16 protein-coding genes are annotated in these 15,186 nt (G+C 63.6%); 9 read left to right on the top strand and 7 right to left on the bottom strand.

Going from position 1 to position 15,186, the window contains the following annotated elements:
* Positions 1 to 18 precede the first annotated feature (18 nt).
* A complete protein-coding gene (locus tag CH294_RS14650; RefSeq protein ID WP_094609617.1) occupies positions 19 to 1,038 on the top strand; it encodes an agmatine deiminase family protein in 1,020 nt (339 codons plus the stop codon).
* A 19-nt stretch (positions 1,039 to 1,057) separates the two neighbouring features.
* Here the strand turns inward: CH294_RS14650 and CH294_RS14645 are convergent, their stop codons facing one another.
* Together CH294_RS14645 and CH294_RS14640 are read right to left on the bottom strand one after the other, a co-directional pair.
* Positions 1,058 to 1,384, bottom strand: coding sequence for a hypothetical protein (locus CH294_RS14645; protein WP_141216510.1), 327 nt, complete (start codon positions 1,382 to 1,384; stop codon positions 1,058 to 1,060).
* Positions 1,385 to 1,718: 334 nt separating this feature from the next.
* Positions 1,719 to 2,240 (bottom strand): hypothetical protein, encoded by a 522-nt coding sequence (locus CH294_RS14640; protein WP_094738325.1) that lies wholly within the window; start codon positions 2,238 to 2,240, stop codon positions 1,719 to 1,721.
* Positions 2,241 to 2,447: 207 nt separating this feature from the next.
* Here CH294_RS14640 and urtA point away from each other — a divergent pair, with 207 nt between their 5' ends.
* The 6 genes from urtA to CH294_RS14610 all read left to right on the top strand — a co-directional run bounded on the left by urtA (position 2,448) and on the right by CH294_RS14610 (position 7,962).
* Positions 2,448 to 3,725 (top strand): urea ABC transporter substrate-binding protein, encoded by a 1,278-nt coding sequence (gene urtA / locus CH294_RS14635; protein WP_032401813.1) that lies wholly within the window; start codon positions 2,448 to 2,450, stop codon positions 3,723 to 3,725.
* Positions 3,726 to 3,797: 72 nt separating this feature from the next.
* Positions 3,798 to 4,682: an urea ABC transporter permease subunit UrtB gene (gene urtB, locus CH294_RS14630; protein ID WP_027498414.1), complete on the top strand. Its 885-nt coding sequence runs from the start codon at positions 3,798 to 3,800 to the stop codon at positions 4,680 to 4,682.
* Positions 4,679 to 5,770 (top strand): urea ABC transporter permease subunit UrtC, encoded by a 1,092-nt coding sequence (gene urtC / locus CH294_RS14625; RefSeq protein WP_094703958.1) that lies wholly within the window; start codon positions 4,679 to 4,681, stop codon positions 5,768 to 5,770. The genes urtB and urtC overlap by 4 nt, the downstream gene beginning before the upstream one ends.
* Positions 5,767 to 6,597, top strand: a complete 831-nt coding sequence (urtD, locus tag CH294_RS14620; RefSeq protein ID WP_032380315.1) for an urea ABC transporter ATP-binding protein UrtD — start codon at positions 5,767 to 5,769, stop codon at positions 6,595 to 6,597. Before urtC ends, urtD begins: the two co-directional genes overlap by 4 nt.
* Complete coding sequence (urtE, locus tag CH294_RS14615; RefSeq protein ID WP_032401810.1) at positions 6,590 to 7,282, top strand: urea ABC transporter ATP-binding subunit UrtE; 693 nt, start codon at positions 6,590 to 6,592, stop codon at positions 7,280 to 7,282. The genes urtD and urtE overlap by 8 nt, the downstream gene beginning before the upstream one ends.
* Positions 7,283 to 7,293: 11 nt before the next feature.
* Positions 7,294 to 7,962 carry a GntR family transcriptional regulator gene (locus tag CH294_RS14610; protein ID WP_032401809.1) on the top strand — a complete coding sequence of 223 codons (669 nt, stop codon included), beginning with the start codon at positions 7,294 to 7,296 and terminating at the stop codon, positions 7,960 to 7,962.
* A gap of 5 nt (positions 7,963 to 7,967) precedes the next feature.
* Here the strand turns inward: CH294_RS14610 and CH294_RS14605 are convergent, their stop codons facing one another.
* Complete coding sequence (locus CH294_RS14605; RefSeq protein WP_249305272.1) at positions 7,968 to 8,897, bottom strand: iron-siderophore ABC transporter substrate-binding protein; 930 nt, start codon at positions 8,895 to 8,897, stop codon at positions 7,968 to 7,970.
* 91 nt (positions 8,898 to 8,988) lie between these two features.
* Here CH294_RS14605 and CH294_RS14600 point away from each other — a divergent pair, with 91 nt between their 5' ends.
* Both CH294_RS14600 and CH294_RS14595 read left to right on the top strand, forming a co-directional pair.
* On the top strand, positions 8,989 to 9,537 hold the full coding sequence (locus tag CH294_RS14600; protein WP_094738324.1) for a carboxymuconolactone decarboxylase family protein: 549 nt from the start codon (positions 8,989 to 8,991) through the stop codon (positions 9,535 to 9,537).
* 2 nt (positions 9,538 to 9,539) lie between these two features.
* The gene (locus CH294_RS14595; protein ID WP_094738323.1) at positions 9,540 to 10,922 is read left to right on the top strand and encodes an AarF/ABC1/UbiB kinase family protein; all 1,383 of its coding nucleotides are present in this window, start codon (positions 9,540 to 9,542) and stop codon (positions 10,920 to 10,922) included.
* 37 nt (positions 10,923 to 10,959) lie between these two features.
* On the opposite strand, the gene CH294_RS14590 is transcribed toward CH294_RS14595, so the two are convergent.
* From CH294_RS14590 to CH294_RS14575, 4 genes are read right to left on the bottom strand one after another with little or no spacing between them, the layout of a single operon-like run.
* Positions 10,960 to 11,808 carry an SDR family NAD(P)-dependent oxidoreductase gene (locus CH294_RS14590; RefSeq protein ID WP_032401805.1) on the bottom strand — a complete coding sequence of 283 codons (849 nt, stop codon included), beginning with the start codon at positions 11,806 to 11,808 and terminating at the stop codon, positions 10,960 to 10,962.
* On the bottom strand, positions 11,805 to 13,292 hold the full coding sequence (locus CH294_RS14585; protein ID WP_094738322.1) for an NAD(P)/FAD-dependent oxidoreductase: 1,488 nt from the start codon (positions 13,290 to 13,292) through the stop codon (positions 11,805 to 11,807). The genes CH294_RS14590 and CH294_RS14585 overlap by 4 nt, the downstream gene beginning before the upstream one ends.
* Positions 13,289 to 14,152 (bottom strand): diiron oxygenase, encoded by an 864-nt coding sequence (locus tag CH294_RS14580; RefSeq protein ID WP_094738321.1) that lies wholly within the window; start codon positions 14,150 to 14,152, stop codon positions 13,289 to 13,291. The genes CH294_RS14585 and CH294_RS14580 overlap by 4 nt, the downstream gene beginning before the upstream one ends.
* Positions 14,149 to 15,084, bottom strand: a complete 936-nt coding sequence (locus tag CH294_RS14575; RefSeq protein ID WP_037149167.1) for a diiron oxygenase — start codon at positions 15,082 to 15,084, stop codon at positions 14,149 to 14,151. The genes CH294_RS14580 and CH294_RS14575 overlap by 4 nt, the downstream gene beginning before the upstream one ends.
* Positions 15,085 to 15,186: the final 102 nt, after the last annotated feature.

Raw genomic sequence — 15,186 nt, 5'->3', positions numbered from 1 at the left:
GCCGCAAAGCAATACACGATGCCGTCCGAGACGGCACCGCAGGACAAGGTGTGGATGGCGTTCCCGTGCGAGGGCTACTCCCTCGGCGACGATCCGGAAGCCAAGCACGAGGCCCGCTCCACCTGGGCGGCCGTCGCGCATGCGGTAGCGGAGTTCGAGCCGGTGACCGTCGTCGTCGATCCGGCCGAGCGCGCGGTGGCCGCGACGTACCTTTCTCGCGATATCGACATCGTCGAAGCACCGCTGAACGACGCATGGATGCGCGACATCGGCCCGACATTCGTTCATTCGGACGACGGTTCGGTTGCTGCCGTCGACTGGATCTTCAACGGCTGGGGCGCACAGGACTGGGCGCAGTGGGACAAGGATTGCCGCATCGGCGAGTTCGTCGCCGATCAGGCTGCAGTACAGAGGATTACGTCACCCATCGTCAACGAGGGCGGCGGCATCGCGGTCGACGGCGCAGGCACGGTACTGGTCACCGAAACCGTGCAACTCGATCCCGGTCGCAATCCGAGCCTGACGAAAGCCGACATCGAGGCGGAGCTGGCGCGGACCATCGGTGCGCAGCATGTCATCTGGCTGCCACGCGGATTGACGCGAGATTCCATGCGGTTCGGCACCCGTGGCCACGTCGACATCGTCGCGGCCATCCCGTCTCCTGGAACCGTTCTGGTGCACAGTCAACGAGACCGGGCTCACCCCGATCACGAGGTCAGCGCGCTGATCATCGACACTCTGCGCGCCACTCACAGTGGCTCGGGTGAAGAGTGGAACATCGTCGAGGTGCCCGCTCCGCAGACGTTGCGGGATGCGGATGGATTCGTCGACTACAGCTACATCAATCATCTCGTCGTCAACGGCGGCGTGATTGCCTGCAGCTACGACGACCCGGCCGACCGTGAGGCAGCGGCGGTATTGCGAGACGCCTATCCAGGAAGAAAGGTGGTGAGCGTGGACGCGAGGCCACTGTTCGAGAGAGGCGGTGGCATCCACTGCATCACCCAGCACCAACCGTCGGCGCGCGATCGCGGCTGACGGTCGGCGTTCGGAAGTCCTACGAGCTGCGTCGAACTTCCAACTGCTCGCCGACGACAACGGTCTGCGCCTCGGTGACGCAGTCCAAGCGTCCGTCGAGACGGAGTGACACGTTGTATTCGCCCGGCTTGAGGGCGAACGTGATGATGTCGATGCTGGAGATGTTGTCGCCGACGGTGACGCGGTGGCTCAGCGACAGCATGCCGTTGTGCAGAATCTCGCACATCTGACCCGGCAGGACGTTGTCGACGTGAACGGTGATGGTCTTGGGTCCGCCCTGAACCTCGATGGTGGGCTGCGGCGTGCTCGATCCAACGAGTCTGAGGTAGCTCTTGTCTCTGCGCACGGCCTCGACTTCCCTGTTAGCGTGCTCCACCGTGAGGTGAACGTCCGACGTGGTCTCGTTGGTACTTCGTGGCGCGACGAAGGGCGGATTGGTAGTGCACATCGTCATCGGCCTCGAACCGAGCCTCTCTTATCATCGGGCGCACGCTCGGCCACGTTACGAACCCGCGTCCGACCAGCCCTGCAACAGCCGCTGACACCGGACAATCGTGATGTCATCGGACAGAACATACCTCCCGGACGGCGGATCTGCGAACGGACTGATCGAAACCGATACCTTTACGTATCCTTACATCCTGTAACCCCAGGTCTAGGGACGGTTCACAGAATGCACGTCACTTGTTCGGGCCGAACCCGAGCAGTTCGGCCTTCTCGGCGGCGCGCTCGGCCTCCTGCACCCGACGCCGCCGATTCTTGATACCCACCACTCCAGCGGCGAGCCCCACCGGCGCACCGATCGCAGCCCCGATCCACAAGGACTGAAGATTGCCACCGCCGTAGTGAGCCAGGAGGCGAAGGGCCGCTCCTGCACCGGCGAGAAAGAAGAGCAGTCCGGCGAACGCTATCCGCGAGCGTCGAAGTTTCTGCGAGGCGTACATGTCGATCCCTCGCTCCCTGGCGTATCCCAACACCACGAAGGACACGGAGATCAGCACGAAGAACAGGCCGAGCGCCATCCACGCTCCGGTGACACCCGCCGCGTAGGGCAGGACCGCGCCACCGATCAGTCCGATCCACAGTAGAGACTGAAATCCGACGGCCGAGGCCTCGTTCCAGATTTCGCGTTGCAGCTCGTCGGCATAGAACTCGTCGTCGAGGTCTCCGACGAATCGGGCTGCTGTGACGAATGCACTCATGATCGACCCTTCCTTTGGGCTACGGATTTCCCGAAAGTCAACTCTGCTTGTCAAAAAATGTCAAGGATGATTGTCACTCGCCTGCTTTTACGTCGACGTAACGCGGGAAACAGACTCGTCACCGCGCAACATACCGGCGCAATAACTTCCCTTTACTGTTCGCAATCGCGAATACACCTCTGTATACAAACTCCGAAAGGGCCGTAGATGCCTGCTGTCTCGAAGCGCATGTCCGTCAAGCGCGTCATGGTCGTTCCCGCAGCTCTGGCTGCATTGAGCCTGGTCGCCACCGCCTGCGGCAGCAAGGCGAGCGACACCACCTCCGCGGACGGCGGCGGCAGCACAGCCACCTCGTGCGTGGACACCTCGGGTGACACCATCAAGGTGGGCTCGCTCAACTCCCTGTCCGGCACCATGGCGATCAGCGAAGTGACGGTGCGTGATTCGATCGCGCTGGCCGTCGAGCAGATCAACGCAGCGGGCGGCGTCAACGGCAAGCAGATCGAGGTCGTCGCCGAGGACGGCGCGTCCGAGCCCACTGTGTTCGCCGAGAAGGCCGAGAAGCTGATCAGCAGCGATTGTGTCGCAGCAGTTTTCGGCGGTTGGACCTCGTCGTCGCGCAAAGCGATGCTGCCCGTGTTCGAGGACAACGACGCTCTCCTCTACTACCCCGTGCAGTACGAGGGCCTCGAGGCGTCCAAGAACATCTTCTACACCGGTGCCACCACCAACCAGCAGATCATTCCCGCCCTGGACTACCTGAAAGAGAAGGGCGTCAAGTCGCTCTACCTGGTCGGTAGCGACTACGTCTTCCCGCAGACGGCCAACCGCGAGATCAAGGCCTACGCCGCGGCAAACGGAATCGAGATCAAGGGCGAGGACTACACCCCGCTCGGCTCGACCGACTTCTCCACCATCGTCAACAAGGTGCGCTCCGCCGACGCCGACGCGGTGTTCAACACCCTCAACGGCGACTCCAACGTCGCGTTCTTCCGCGAGTACACCAACGCCGGCCTCAAAGCTGCTGACATGCCGGTCATCTCGGTGTCCATCGCCGAGGAGGAAGTGGCGGGCATCGGAGCAGCCAACATCGAGGGCCAGCTGACCGCCTGGAACTACTACCAGACCGTCGACTCCCCGGAGAACACCAAGTTCGTCGCCGACTACAAGGCGAAGTACGGTGCCGACAAGCCCACCTCGGATCCCATGGAAGCCGCCTACACGTCGGTCTACCTCTGGAAGAACACCGTCGAGAAGGCCGATTCCTTTGCGGTGGCCGACATTCAGGCCGCGGCCGACGGCGTCAGCTTCGCCGCTCCCGAGGGTGAGGTCGTCATCGACGGCGACAACCACCACATCTCCAAGACCGCCCGCATCGGTGAGATCCGCCCCGACGGACTGATCTACACGGTGTGGGAGTCCCCCGAAGCAATTGCACCCGACCCGTTCCTCGAGACCTACGACTGGGCCTCCGACCTCAACTGACCACCACCCATGTGAGTGGAACTTCGTAGCCTGCTACGAGGTTCCACTCACATGCTCCGAAGGAGCTCCCCCATGGACGTCGTGATCGGACAGTTGTTCACCGGCCTGTCGATCGGATCCATTCTTCTGCTCGCCGCCCTCGGGCTCTCACTGACGTTCGGTCAGATGGGCGTCATCAACATGGCGCACGGCGAGTTCATCATGGCCGGTTCGTACACGGCCTACGTTGTGCAGCAGATCGTCTCGACCGGCGGCGCATCATTGTTCATCTCGCTGATCGTCGGCTTCCTCGTCGGCGGCGCGATGGGTGTGCTGCTCGAGGTGACGCTGATCCAGCGCATGTACCACCGTCCACTGGACACCCTGCTCGTCACGTTCGGCGTCGGGCTCATCCTGCAGCAGCTCGCTCGCGACATCTTCGGCGCTCCGGCGGTCAACGTCGTCTCCCCGGAATGGCTGAGCGGCGGCGTCGACATTCTCGGTGCCGTGGTGCCCAAGACCAGAATCTTCATTCTCGTCCTCGCGGTCGTCGCCGTGGTCGCACTGTCGATCGCACTGAAGAAGACCGCGATGGGTCGACGCATCCGCGCGGTGGTGCAGAACCGCGATCTCGCGGAGACCTCGGGCATCTCGAGCCGCAGGACCGACATCTCGACGTTCTTCCTCGGCTCCGGTTTGGCGGGAGTCGCGGGCGTGGCACTGACTCTGATCGGATCCACCAGTTCCACTGTTGGACAGAGCTATCTGATCGACGCCTTCCTCGTGGTCGTCGTCGGCGGACTCGGCCAGATCAAGGGCGCGGTGATCGCCGCCTTCGCCCTCGGAATCCTCAACTCGTTCATCGAATACAGCACCACGGCCTCGATCGCCAAGGTCATCGTGTTCGTCCTCATCGTGATCTTCCTGCAGGCCCGCCCGCAGGGCTTGTTCGCCGTCAAGACAAGGAGCCTGGTATGAGCGAGTTCATCGCCAAGCGCGGCGCTCTACTGGGATTCGCCCTCGCCGCGATCCTGCTGTTCGCCGTTGCTCCGGCCGTCCTCAGCGACTTCCGGTTGAATTTGCTGGGCAAGTTCATCTGCTACGCGATCGTGGCCGTCGGAATCGGATTGGCCTGGGGTCGTGGCGGAATGCTCACTCTCGGCCAGGGCGTGTTCTTCGGTATCGGTGCCTACATCATGGCCATGCACCTGAAGATTTCCGATGCAGATCTACGCGGCGACGACGTACCGGACTTCATGTCCATCGCCGGTATCCGTGAATTGCCCTCGTATTGGGTGCCGTTCACCTCACCCATCTCGACGATCCTGGGCATCCTGTTCGTGCCGGCCCTGGTGGCATTGGTTCTCGGCCTCGGCGTGTTCAAGCGCCGAGTCAAGGGCGCGTACTTCGCGATCCTGAGCCAGGCCCTGGCCGCGGCCTTCGCCATCCTGCTCATCGGACAGCAGAGCACCGGCGGATCCAACGGGCTCAACAGGTTCCGCACGTTCTTCGGGTTCAACCTCAACGACCCCGCGAACAAGCAGATGCTCTTCTTCATCGCCGCAGGCGTGCTGCTCGCCGTCGTCGCCATCACCCGCCAGCTGATGTACTCGCGTTACGGCGAGCTGCTGGTGGCGGTGCGTGATCAGGAGGAGCGCGTCCGCTTCCTCGGTTACGACCCGGCCAACGTCAAGATCGTGGCGTACGTCGCCGCGGCCTTCTTCGCCGGTCTGGCCGGGGCACTGTTCGTTCCGATCGTCGGCATCATCTCCCCCAACGACGTCGGCATCGTCCCGTCCATCGCGTTCCTCATCGGCGTCGCCATCGGCGGCCGCACCACCCTTCTCGGCCCGGTCCTCGGAGCCCTCGGGGTCGCGTGGGCTCAGACCACACTGTCCGAGCAGTTCCCGTCCGGCTGGACGTACGCGCAGGGTCTGCTGTTCGTGGTGGTCGTCGGATTCTTCCCCGCAGGCATCGCCGGACTCTTCGCCTTGCGCAAGCGAAAGCAGGAAGCCGAATCGGTCCCCGAGTCGAGCGCAGAACCAGAGAAGGAACTCGCACGATGATTCATGTCGAAGGCCCGCAGCCCACGTTCGGCGGCAACGCCGGTATGTCGAGTCAATACCTCGAAGTCCGCGATCTGACCGTCAGTTTCGACGGCTTCAAGGCCAACACGAACGTCGATCTGACGCTGATGCAGGGCGATCTGCGCTTTCTCATCGGGCCCAACGGTGCCGGCAAGACGACGCTGATCGACGCCATCACCGGTCTCGTTCCGGCCACCGGCTCGGTCACCAAGTCCGGCGTCGAACTGCTGGGCAAGAAGGTGCATCAGATCGCCAGGCTCGGCATCGGCCGAACCTTCCAGACCGCCAGCATCTTCGAGAATCTGACGGTGCTGCAGAACCTGGACATCGCCGCCGGATCCGGACGATCGGTACTGACGATGTTGCGTCGTCGCGGATCGGTGCTGCCTGCCATCGAGGAGGCCCTCGAGACCATCGGTCTGACGGCCGAAAGGGACAAGGCGGCCGGAATCCTCGCGCACGGTCAGAAGCAGTGGCTCGAGATCGGAATGCTGTTGGTGCAGAACGCCGACGTGCTTCTGCTCGACGAACCGGTGGCAGGCATGAGCCACGAGGAACGCGAGGAGACGGGCCAGCTGCTGCAGCGCATCGGCGGTGAGCGGACCGTGGTGGTGGTCGAGCACGACATGGACTTCATGCGCATGTTCGCCACCTCGGTGACGGTGTTGGCTGCCGGACGCGTTCTGGCCGAGGGCACAGTGGCCGAGGTACAGGCCGACCCGAAGGTCCAGGAGGTCTACCTCGGCACCGCAGCGGCGGGCGAGGAACTCGAACAGATCGCAGAAGAGGGAGCCGGTCATGCTTGAACTGGTCGATGTGCGTACCGGTTACGGCCGCAGCGAAGTGATTCACGGTGCTTCGCTGACGGTTCCGGCCGACGGTGTGGCCGCGGTGATGGGCCACAACGGTGCGGGCAAGACGACGCTGCTGCGCGCAGCGGTCGGATTGTTGAAAGTGAACTCCGGCAAGGTCATGTTCGACGGTGAGGACGTCAGTGCGTTGCGACCCAGCGCTCGCGTCGCCCGTGGCCTTGCCTACGTGCCGCAGGGTCAGCAGTCCTTCGGCCAGTTGACGACGGCCGAGAACCTGCAGGTGGTGGCCGACGGCCGCAAGCGCGGCAAGGCACTGATCGACGAGGCACTCGACCTGTTCCCGGCGTTGAAGGAATTGCTCGGCCGCAGAGCGGGATTGCTCTCGGGCGGGCAGCGCCAGCAACTCGCCATCGCGCGGGCATTGATCACCGAACCTCGGATGCTGATTCTCGACGAGCCGACCGAGGGTATCCAGCCGTCGGTGGTCGCCGAGATCGAACGCACCATCCTCGAGCTCACTCGCCGCGGTGGTCTCGGAGTGCTACTGGTGGAGCAGCACATCGGCTTCGCCCTCGAGTCGGCGCAGAACTATTACATCCTCGAGGCCGGCCGCATCACCTCGACCGGCGTCGGCGGTAGCGAGTCCGAGGCCGACGTGCGCGCAGCCATGGCGATCTGACCGGACGAATCGTGCCGCGCAGTGACCTTCGCGAGAAGGTCTATTCGTCACTGCGCCGGGATCTGATCTCCGGTGCCATCAGCTCCACCGAGCGGCTCGGCGAGGAGCGTCTCGCCGAGTTGTACGGGGTCTCACGCACTCCCGTGCGGGAGGCCCTGGCACGGTTGCAGGCCGACGGCCTCGTCACCCGCGACGAGGCCGGCCTGCACGCCTATCGACCCCGACTCGGCGACCTGCCCGATCTTTACGAGTTACGGGCCACACTCGAGGCCCGCGGCATCACACGTTCGACGTCGCAGTCCTTCGATCGGGCAGCACTGTCGACTCTGCTGGACACCTGGGTCGCGCTACGCACCGACCCACCCGACACCACCGACGACCTGGTGGCGCTGGACGAGAACTTCCACGTCACATTGCTTGCGGCGTCCGGCAATTCGGCACTCACCGAGGCGCTGTGCGCCGTCAATGCCAAGGTACGTCCGGTACGGATACTCGGCGGACTCGATGCATCGGCCGTCGTCTCGGCGATCGATCAGCACATCGACATCGTCGAGCACGTATTGGCGGGGACCCTCGATACGGCTCTGGAACTACTTCTCGCCCACATCGATTCCTCGCGCGATCGAGTGGTCGAGCGAGCCCAGCAGGCCGCGGCCCTGGCGGGTGCCGTCCGGATCTGACAGTGTCAACCGCGCCCCGACAGGATTCGATCGATGTCGTCGAGCACGGCCTGTCCACCCTTGGGTCCGACGCCGGTGATCCAGTAGGACTGATCCACCGCGTGCGGATTCGGCAGCGCGACCGCGTTGGCGGTGATCGACGCCGGGATCGCCGCCGGGTCCGACGGATCGGTGGCGGTGACGACGATCAAGTCCGCTGCCGCCTGGGCTGCCAGTTCGGGCGAGAGGTCCACCGAGATCTCGTCGGCCCATTCCGGCCGCGGCGGAGTGGTGAACCCTGCGCACTCGAGGGTGCTGCCCGCGAAAGAGGACGGTCCGTACAAGGTCAGCTCACCGTTGCGTGGCCGGATGAGTTGTGCTGTCTTCCCCTCGGTTCCGAACTTCTCGGCGATCTCCGCGCAACGGTCGTCGTATGCGGTGAGCAGTTCCTCGGCCTTCGCCTCTCTGCCGAGTACGCGCCCGACGAACCGGACACTGTCGCGCCACGGATCGGACTGGGAGGCGATGAATACCGTCGGCGCAATGGCGGAGAGTTGGTCGTAGTACTCGGTGTGCCGAGTCTCGGTGCCGAGAATGAGGTCGGGTTGCAGGGCCGCGATGTCCTCGATGGTCGGTTCGGCCACCGTGCCGACGGTCGCGATGCCTGCCGCTTCCGTACCGAGATACGACGGTACGCCGCTCACCTCACTGAGCACCGCGGTGCCGACGGGCACGACGCCGAGCGCGACGGTGGTGTCGAGCTCGACCGGCTCGAGTGTGACCACGCGCAGTGGGGTTTCCGGAACGTCGACCGTTCCCCGGACGGTCTCGATCGATCGCGTTGCGCTGCCTGCCCCGTCGGAGGAGGCGTCGGTGGACGAACACGCGGTCGCCGTCACCCCGAAGGCGGCGACGGTGAGGGCGAGGGCCGTGATGCGGGCATGGAACTTCGTCAAGGGTCCTCCGTGAGAACATAGTTCGGAATCACAAATAGGGTAGCCTACCCTATTTGTATCCGGTGACTCACGGCCTCCCAGTCGGTACGGTGTGGCTGTGACCACTCCACGCATTCCGTCCGGTACCGCCAAAACTCTCGGGCCCATCAACTGGGTCATCTGCAAGGTGATCGCCAAGGGAGCCGGTGTGCCGAATCCCCATCTGTTCACCACCCTCGGTCGCACCGGCGGATTGTTCCGAGCATGGCTGTTCTACAGCGGGCACCTGATGCCCGGCGGCAAGATCTCGCGCAAGGAATCCGAGATGGTGATCCTGCGCGTGGCTCACCTCCGAGAATCTGCGTACGAGATGGACCACCACATTCGGCTGGGCAGGCGCGCAGGCATCGACCGCGACCTGCTGGAGTCGATCAAGACCGGACCCGATGCACCGGGTCTGTCTTCGCGCTACCGCGCAATTCTGACCGCCGTCGACGAGCTCGTTGCCACCAAGACCCTCGCCGACGCCACCTGGGCGGAGCTCGCGACGCAGTTCGACGAACGTCGACTACTCGAGTTCATGCTGTTGGTCACCCAATACGACGGCCTGGCAACCACTCTCGGTACCCTGCGCGTCGAACGCGACTACACCGAACGCTGAAGATGCCCACCAATCGTCCGATACCCACCTCGCGGGCCGCGCGGGGAAGCGCCCTCGGCCGCGCGGTGGCCGGTCAGGCCATCCGCGGTGCCGGGGCCCGGATGTCGATGATCGGTCGGTCCGAGGAACTGCGAGAACGGATCTCGGAGAAACGATCGCTTCAGGCAGCCGATCAACTCGTGACAGTGCTCGGTAGCATGAAGGGCGCGGCGATGAAGCTGGGCCAGATGCTCTCGGTACTCGACCTCGCCCTGGTACCCGAGCAGCATCGACAACGCTTCCAGGACAAGCTCGCCGCTCTGCGCGATCGCGCACCGGAAGTCGATGTCGAGGTGATGCTGTCCGTCATCGAGGACGACCTGGGCGAGACCGTGGAGAACCTCTTCGCAGACTTCGATCGACAGCCCATTGCCGCAGCCTCGATCGGCCAGGTCTATCGCGCCCACCTGCCCGACGGCCGAGCCGTCGCCGTCAAGATCCAATACCCCGGAGTCGACGCGGCCGTGCGCGCGGACCTGAAGAACCTGGCACTGTTCCTCGAGTTCTGGCGCAACGCATTGCCTGCAGTGGCGGCACCGGAGCTGATCGAAGAACTACGACAGAATTTCGAGCGGGAGCTCGACTACATCGAAGAAGCCCGCACCCAATCGGTCTTGGCTCGACGATTTCGCGGTCACCCGTTCGTCGCCGTTCCCGACGCGATCGAGGAACTGTGCACACGGCGAGTTCTCGTCACCGAGTTCTTCGACGGCGTCTCGTTCGATCACATCCGCTCGCTACCGGTTGCCGAGCGTGATCGCATCGGCGAGATCGTCTACCGCTTCTACATCGGTTCGCTCTACCTGTACGACGAATTCTGCGGGGACCCACATCCGGGAAACCTCCTGCTCGGCACCGACGGCCGCGTGGGATTCATCGACTTCGGTCTGTTCAACCGCATGCGAGCAGAACACGTCGCGTTCGAGATCGACTGCTTACGGATGGCTTCGGAGGAACGCGGTGAGGATCTGCTCGCCACAATGATCGCCCGCGGCATCGTCGACGCGTCCTCCGGGGTCACCCCCGACGAGTGTCTCGAGTACGTCTACGCGGCGTCCGAATGGAACCTCGTGGACCGGGCGATGACAGTGACACCGTCGCTGGCGTCGAGTGGTCTGATGCTCGCGATCGATCCGCGCGGCGGTCAATTCACCGGCATGAAGCGACAGAACCTGCCTCCCGAGCACCTGTTCTCACGTCGCGCAGATTTTCTGACGTTCGGCGTTCTCGGCCAGCTGGGAGCAACGGCCAACTGGCACAGGATCGCTCGGGAATGGATCTACGGAGACTCCCCCGCCACCGAACTCGGCGTCGCCGAGCAGCAGTGGCGAGACCGGGCCCAATAGTCGTGCCGCAGGCTCCACTCCCGGAATAGATGATCCGCTACTGGGTGACGCGAAACTTCTTGCCCGCTGCGGTGCCGAGTCGATTGAGCGGCGCCATGATGTCTTGATAGCGCGGGCCGATGATGCGAGGAATGGCGTCGAAACCACGTGCGTCCGGGCCGATGAGCACTCGTGGCTTGTTCTTCTCCACGCCCGCGAGAATGACCTGTGCTGCGCGAGTGGGTGTTGTTCTGGCGATCCGCTGGAACGCTTCGGACACCTTGTCGGCGTCGCCCAGGCTGTCCATGCCTCGGGCGTTGGCCACGATGTTGGTCTTGATGCCGCCCGGGTGCACGCACGTCACGCCGACGGGGTGCCGCCCGATCTTCATCTCCTGACGCAAGGCCTCGGTGAATCCGCGAACAGCGAACTTGGCGGAATTGTAGGCACTTTGGCCCGGGATACCCATCAGACCGAACACGCTCGAGATGTTCACCAGATGCCCCTCGCCGGAGTCGATCAACGCGGGCAGGAAGGCCTTGGTGCCGTTGGCAACTCCCCAGAAGTCGACGTTCATGACCCACTCGAAGTCGTCCCAACTCATGTCGAGCACGTCCGCATTCAGCGCGACTCCGGCGTTGTTGACCACGAGGTCGACCCGGCCGAAGTCGCTCACAACCGAGTCTGCGTGGAAGTACATCGCGGCGCGGTCGGACACGTCCAACTCGTACGAACGGGTCTTGGCCCCGGCCTTTTCGCACGCAGCCACCGTGTCGGCGAGTCCGCTTGCGTCGACATCGGACAGCGCGAGTTGCGCACCCCGGCCGGCCAGGTCGATCGCCAGTGCTCGTCCGATGCCCGAGCCGGCTCCGGTGACGACGGCGACTTTGTTTCCGAGATTCTTCATACGTTCACGTTCTCTTTCGCTTGCAGCAGTTCGTATTCGGCGGGATCGATCGTGCGGGTACGCAGCCAGTACTGCCAGGTGAAACCCGGCCAGACGGTTCGGTTCACCCCGGTGCTGTCGAGATACCAACTGGTGCAACCGCCGGTGCTCCACACCCCGTTTCTCAGCTTGCGCTGTATCTCTGTGTCGAAGCGGTCCTGTACCTGCTCACGAACGGCGATCGCATCCGCGTCGCTCTGCTCGACCAGTTGCACTGCCCGCAGCACGTACTTGATCTGTTGCTCGATCATGAACACCACCGAGTTGTGACCGAGGCCGGTGTTCGGCCCGAGTAGGAAGAACGCGTTGGGATATCCCGCTGCGGTGATACCCAGGTGGGTTGCAATGCCGTTTTTCTGCCAGTGCTGCACAAGCTTTCGACCGCCGACGCCGGCGACGTTCATGCTGTCGAAGCCGTCGGTGACGTGGAAGCCCGTCGCATAGACGATGACGTCGACCTCGCGTTCGGTGCCGTCACGGTCGACGATCGAGCGTTCGCGTACCTCGGCGATGCCGCCGGTGATCACCTCGGCACGTGTGGAATTCAGCGCCTTGTAGTACGTGTTGGAGCCGAGGATTCGCTTACAGCCGATTCGGTAGCTCGGGGTGAGCTTCTCGCGCAGTGTCGGGTCCGAGATCTCTCTGCGGATGAAGCGTCTGCCTGCGAATTCGACGGGACGCAACAGCGAGGAGTGGCCGTTGAGGCCGATGGCCAACGCCTCCGCGCTCCAGTACACCGAGTTCCGAAAAGCTCTCCGTAGCAGCGGTACCCGTGCGAACACTCGTTGCACCACCGGCGGCACCGAGAAGTTCCGACGCGGCAGCACCCACGCCGGTGTGCGTTGATACAACTGCAACTGCGCCACTCGTCCGGCGATTTCCGGCACGAATTGCACTGCGCTCGCACCGGTTCCGATCACGGCCACTCGCTTGCCCGTGAGATCGACCTCGTGGTCCCACCGGGCCGAGTGGAACGCCTTGCCGGTGAAGTTCTCGATGCCGGGGAGCGTCGGGATGTTCGGTATGTGGAGCGCACCGACGCCCGAGACCAGGAACTGTGCGATGTACTCGTCTCCCTCGGTGGTGCTCACGTGCCAGCGCGCCTGTCTCTCGTCCCAGTACCCGCCGGAGCAGGTGCTGCCGAAACGGACGCTCCGGCGCACGTCGTACTTGTCGGCGAGGGACCTCAGGTACGCGAAAATTTCGGGCTGACCCGACCACATCTTCGACCAGTACGGATTCGGCTCTCCCGACAGCGAATACAGGTGCGACGGCACATCGCAGGCGCATCCGGGGTAGGTGTTCTCGCGCCAGGTTCCGCCGACCTCGTCTGCCTTCTCCAGCACCAGGAAGTCCTCGCGCCCGCGCTTACGGAGTTCGATCGCCATGCCGAGCCCGGAGAACCCCGTCCCGACGATCAGCACACCCGTGCGGTGCACCGTCATCGTCGACCGTTCGATGGCACCACACCGGTCAGTCTCCACAGCGCTGCGGTGATAGTGCCGTCGAGCATCCCGGCCGAATCGAGGAAGGCAACGGTGTTCTCCGCATCCCGCCGCCTGATCTCGGATCGCCGACGCCGCGACACGAACGCGCCCCGAGCAGGACTGATGCCGATGGATCGGTACACCTCGAACGACACTCCGAGACGAAGAATCACGTTGGCCAGCAGAGCGAGCAGCACACGGTTGTACGCGCGAGCCACCGCATTCGAGTTACTCTGAGCAGCAACCACTTCCGATCGAGCGGACGCAAAACGATCGGCGCTCCCGAGCCCATGGATCTTCACGGCCTGTCGAACGTGGGGCTCGATACCGGGGTCGGTCACCGCACCGGCCATCGACCGAGCGAAGGTCTCCTCGACCAACAAGATGGACGCATGCGATGCTGCACCCAGCGGTAGAAAGCCCAACAGCTTGACGGCTGTGGTCGTGCCCCGCGGCGGCTTGTAGGGTGCCACTTCCGTGGCGCGAACCAGCCGTCCGAAAGTGATCGTGGTCCGCGAACCGCCCGCAACCTCGTCGAGAGCATTGCGAGAATCGGCGCTGTTGAGCCCCTCCTCCGCTACTCGCCTGAGCTGGGTTCCGATCAGCATGGCCGACAGATACGACACCGTGCTCCATCTGCTCACTGCCTCGTGCAGAGCCAAGGTACGCCGGTCCTGCTCGGCCAACCCGCCCCACAGGCGGGTCCCGTACAACGTCACCGAGTCTCGCGGCAACGCCGACGCCTCACTCTGCCAGGGTGATTCCCAGTCGATGTCGACGTGCGGATCGTACTGAACCGCCGACGAGCGTGGGCTCATGCCAGATCGTCCGGCATTGCCCGCGTCATTTTCCACAGGCGACGGGTCACAACGCCCTCGCACATGCCGGCATCGGCGAAGAATCGAATCATGGGTTCGGAGAAGAACTGCATGTTGGTCTTGTAGGTGGGGCTGGCCATTGCGGTGACGATCCCGCGAATCGGATTGATACCGACGGATCTGTACACGCGAGGATTGATCAGTGCGAGGTACGTGAAGTTGGCGATCGTCGCAAGGATGACGCGGTGGACCGCACGGTTGACCCGATTGGTCGATTTCATCGCCCGCACCATTTCCTCACGGGCGTAGGTGATGTGCCGGGATTCCTCGATCACGTGAATGCGCATCATCTGCCGCAGGTGCGGCTGCATTTCGGGATCGTTCTGAGCTTCTCGCTGCGCCCGATCGAGTACCTCCTCGATGAGAAGCGTCCCGCCGTAGGTCGCCGGCCCGAGAGGAAGAAACTGACCGATCTTCGCGATGATCAGACCCGCTCTCGGCATGAGGTACGGCTTCAGGCCCGCCTTCTCGATCAGCTTTCCGAACATGATCGAGTGGCGCGATTCCTCGCCCACCTCGGCTATCGAGTACATCGAATGGTCGGAGAAAGTCCCTTTTCCGAACACCCGTAACAGGTTTGCGCTGAGAAAACCCTCGGCGTAGATACCGAACGAGAGAATGCTGACGATCTCGTGCCTACCCAGTTCGCGACGCTGCTCTTCGGAGAGCTTGTCCCACAGCTTGGTTCGGTACAGCGAGACTCGATGCTCCGGCATCCACCGCATACCGTCGACTACCGGAGCAGCCCAGTCGATGTCGATTTCCCCATCGTAGAACTTGTTGGCAGTCGACTTCAGCAAGCGATTCGCGGTTTTCTCACGAGGCCCGACGGCCCGCGCCCGGGTGGCGGACAGGTCCTCGGTCGTCAGCACCGTGCGCCCCGCGGCCCCCACGCCACTCACCCGTTCATCGACACTTGCTCGCTTCACAACCGATCCCCCTCGTGATCGATGACGCCCCCGCGACTTCTTGTA

This window comes from Rhodococcus sp. 14-2483-1-1 (assembly GCF_002259335.1).
In the GTDB taxonomy this organism is placed as follows: Bacteria; Actinomycetota; Actinomycetes; order Mycobacteriales; family Mycobacteriaceae; genus Rhodococcoides.
Note: the sequence above shows the minus strand (reverse complement) of the source record. Positions and strands in the feature narration are given on the sequence as shown.

Bases quoted from the DNA above. Each gene is read 5' to 3' on its own strand.
- urtD (WP_032380315.1), top strand. From the start codon at position 5,767: ATGATTCATGTCGAAGGCCCGCAGCCCACGTTCGGCGGCAACGCCGGT.
- urtA (WP_032401813.1), top strand. From the start codon at position 2,448: ATGCCTGCTGTCTCGAAGCGCATGTCCGTCAAGCGCGTCATGGTCGTT.
- CH294_RS14595 (WP_094738323.1), top strand. From the start codon at position 9,540: ATGCCCACCAATCGTCCGATACCCACCTCGCGGGCCGCGCGGGGAAGC.
- CH294_RS14590 (WP_032401805.1), bottom strand. From the start codon at position 11,808: ATGAAGAATCTCGGAAACAAAGTCGCCGTCGTCACCGGAGCCGGCTCG.
- CH294_RS14650 (WP_094609617.1), top strand. From the start codon at position 19: ATGCCGTCCGAGACGGCACCGCAGGACAAGGTGTGGATGGCGTTCCCG.
- urtC (WP_094703958.1), top strand. From the start codon at position 4,679: ATGAGCGAGTTCATCGCCAAGCGCGGCGCTCTACTGGGATTCGCCCTC.
- CH294_RS14640 (WP_094738325.1), bottom strand. From the start codon at position 2,240: ATGAGTGCATTCGTCACAGCAGCCCGATTCGTCGGAGACCTCGACGAC.
- urtE (WP_032401810.1), top strand. From the start codon at position 6,590: ATGCTTGAACTGGTCGATGTGCGTACCGGTTACGGCCGCAGCGAAGTG.
- urtB (WP_027498414.1), top strand. From the start codon at position 3,798: ATGGACGTCGTGATCGGACAGTTGTTCACCGGCCTGTCGATCGGATCC.
- CH294_RS14580 (WP_094738321.1), bottom strand. From the start codon at position 14,152: ATGAGCCCACGCTCGTCGGCGGTTCAGTACGATCCGCACGTCGACATC.
- CH294_RS14585 (WP_094738322.1), bottom strand. From the start codon at position 13,292: ATGACGGTGCACCGCACGGGTGTGCTGATCGTCGGGACGGGGTTCTCC.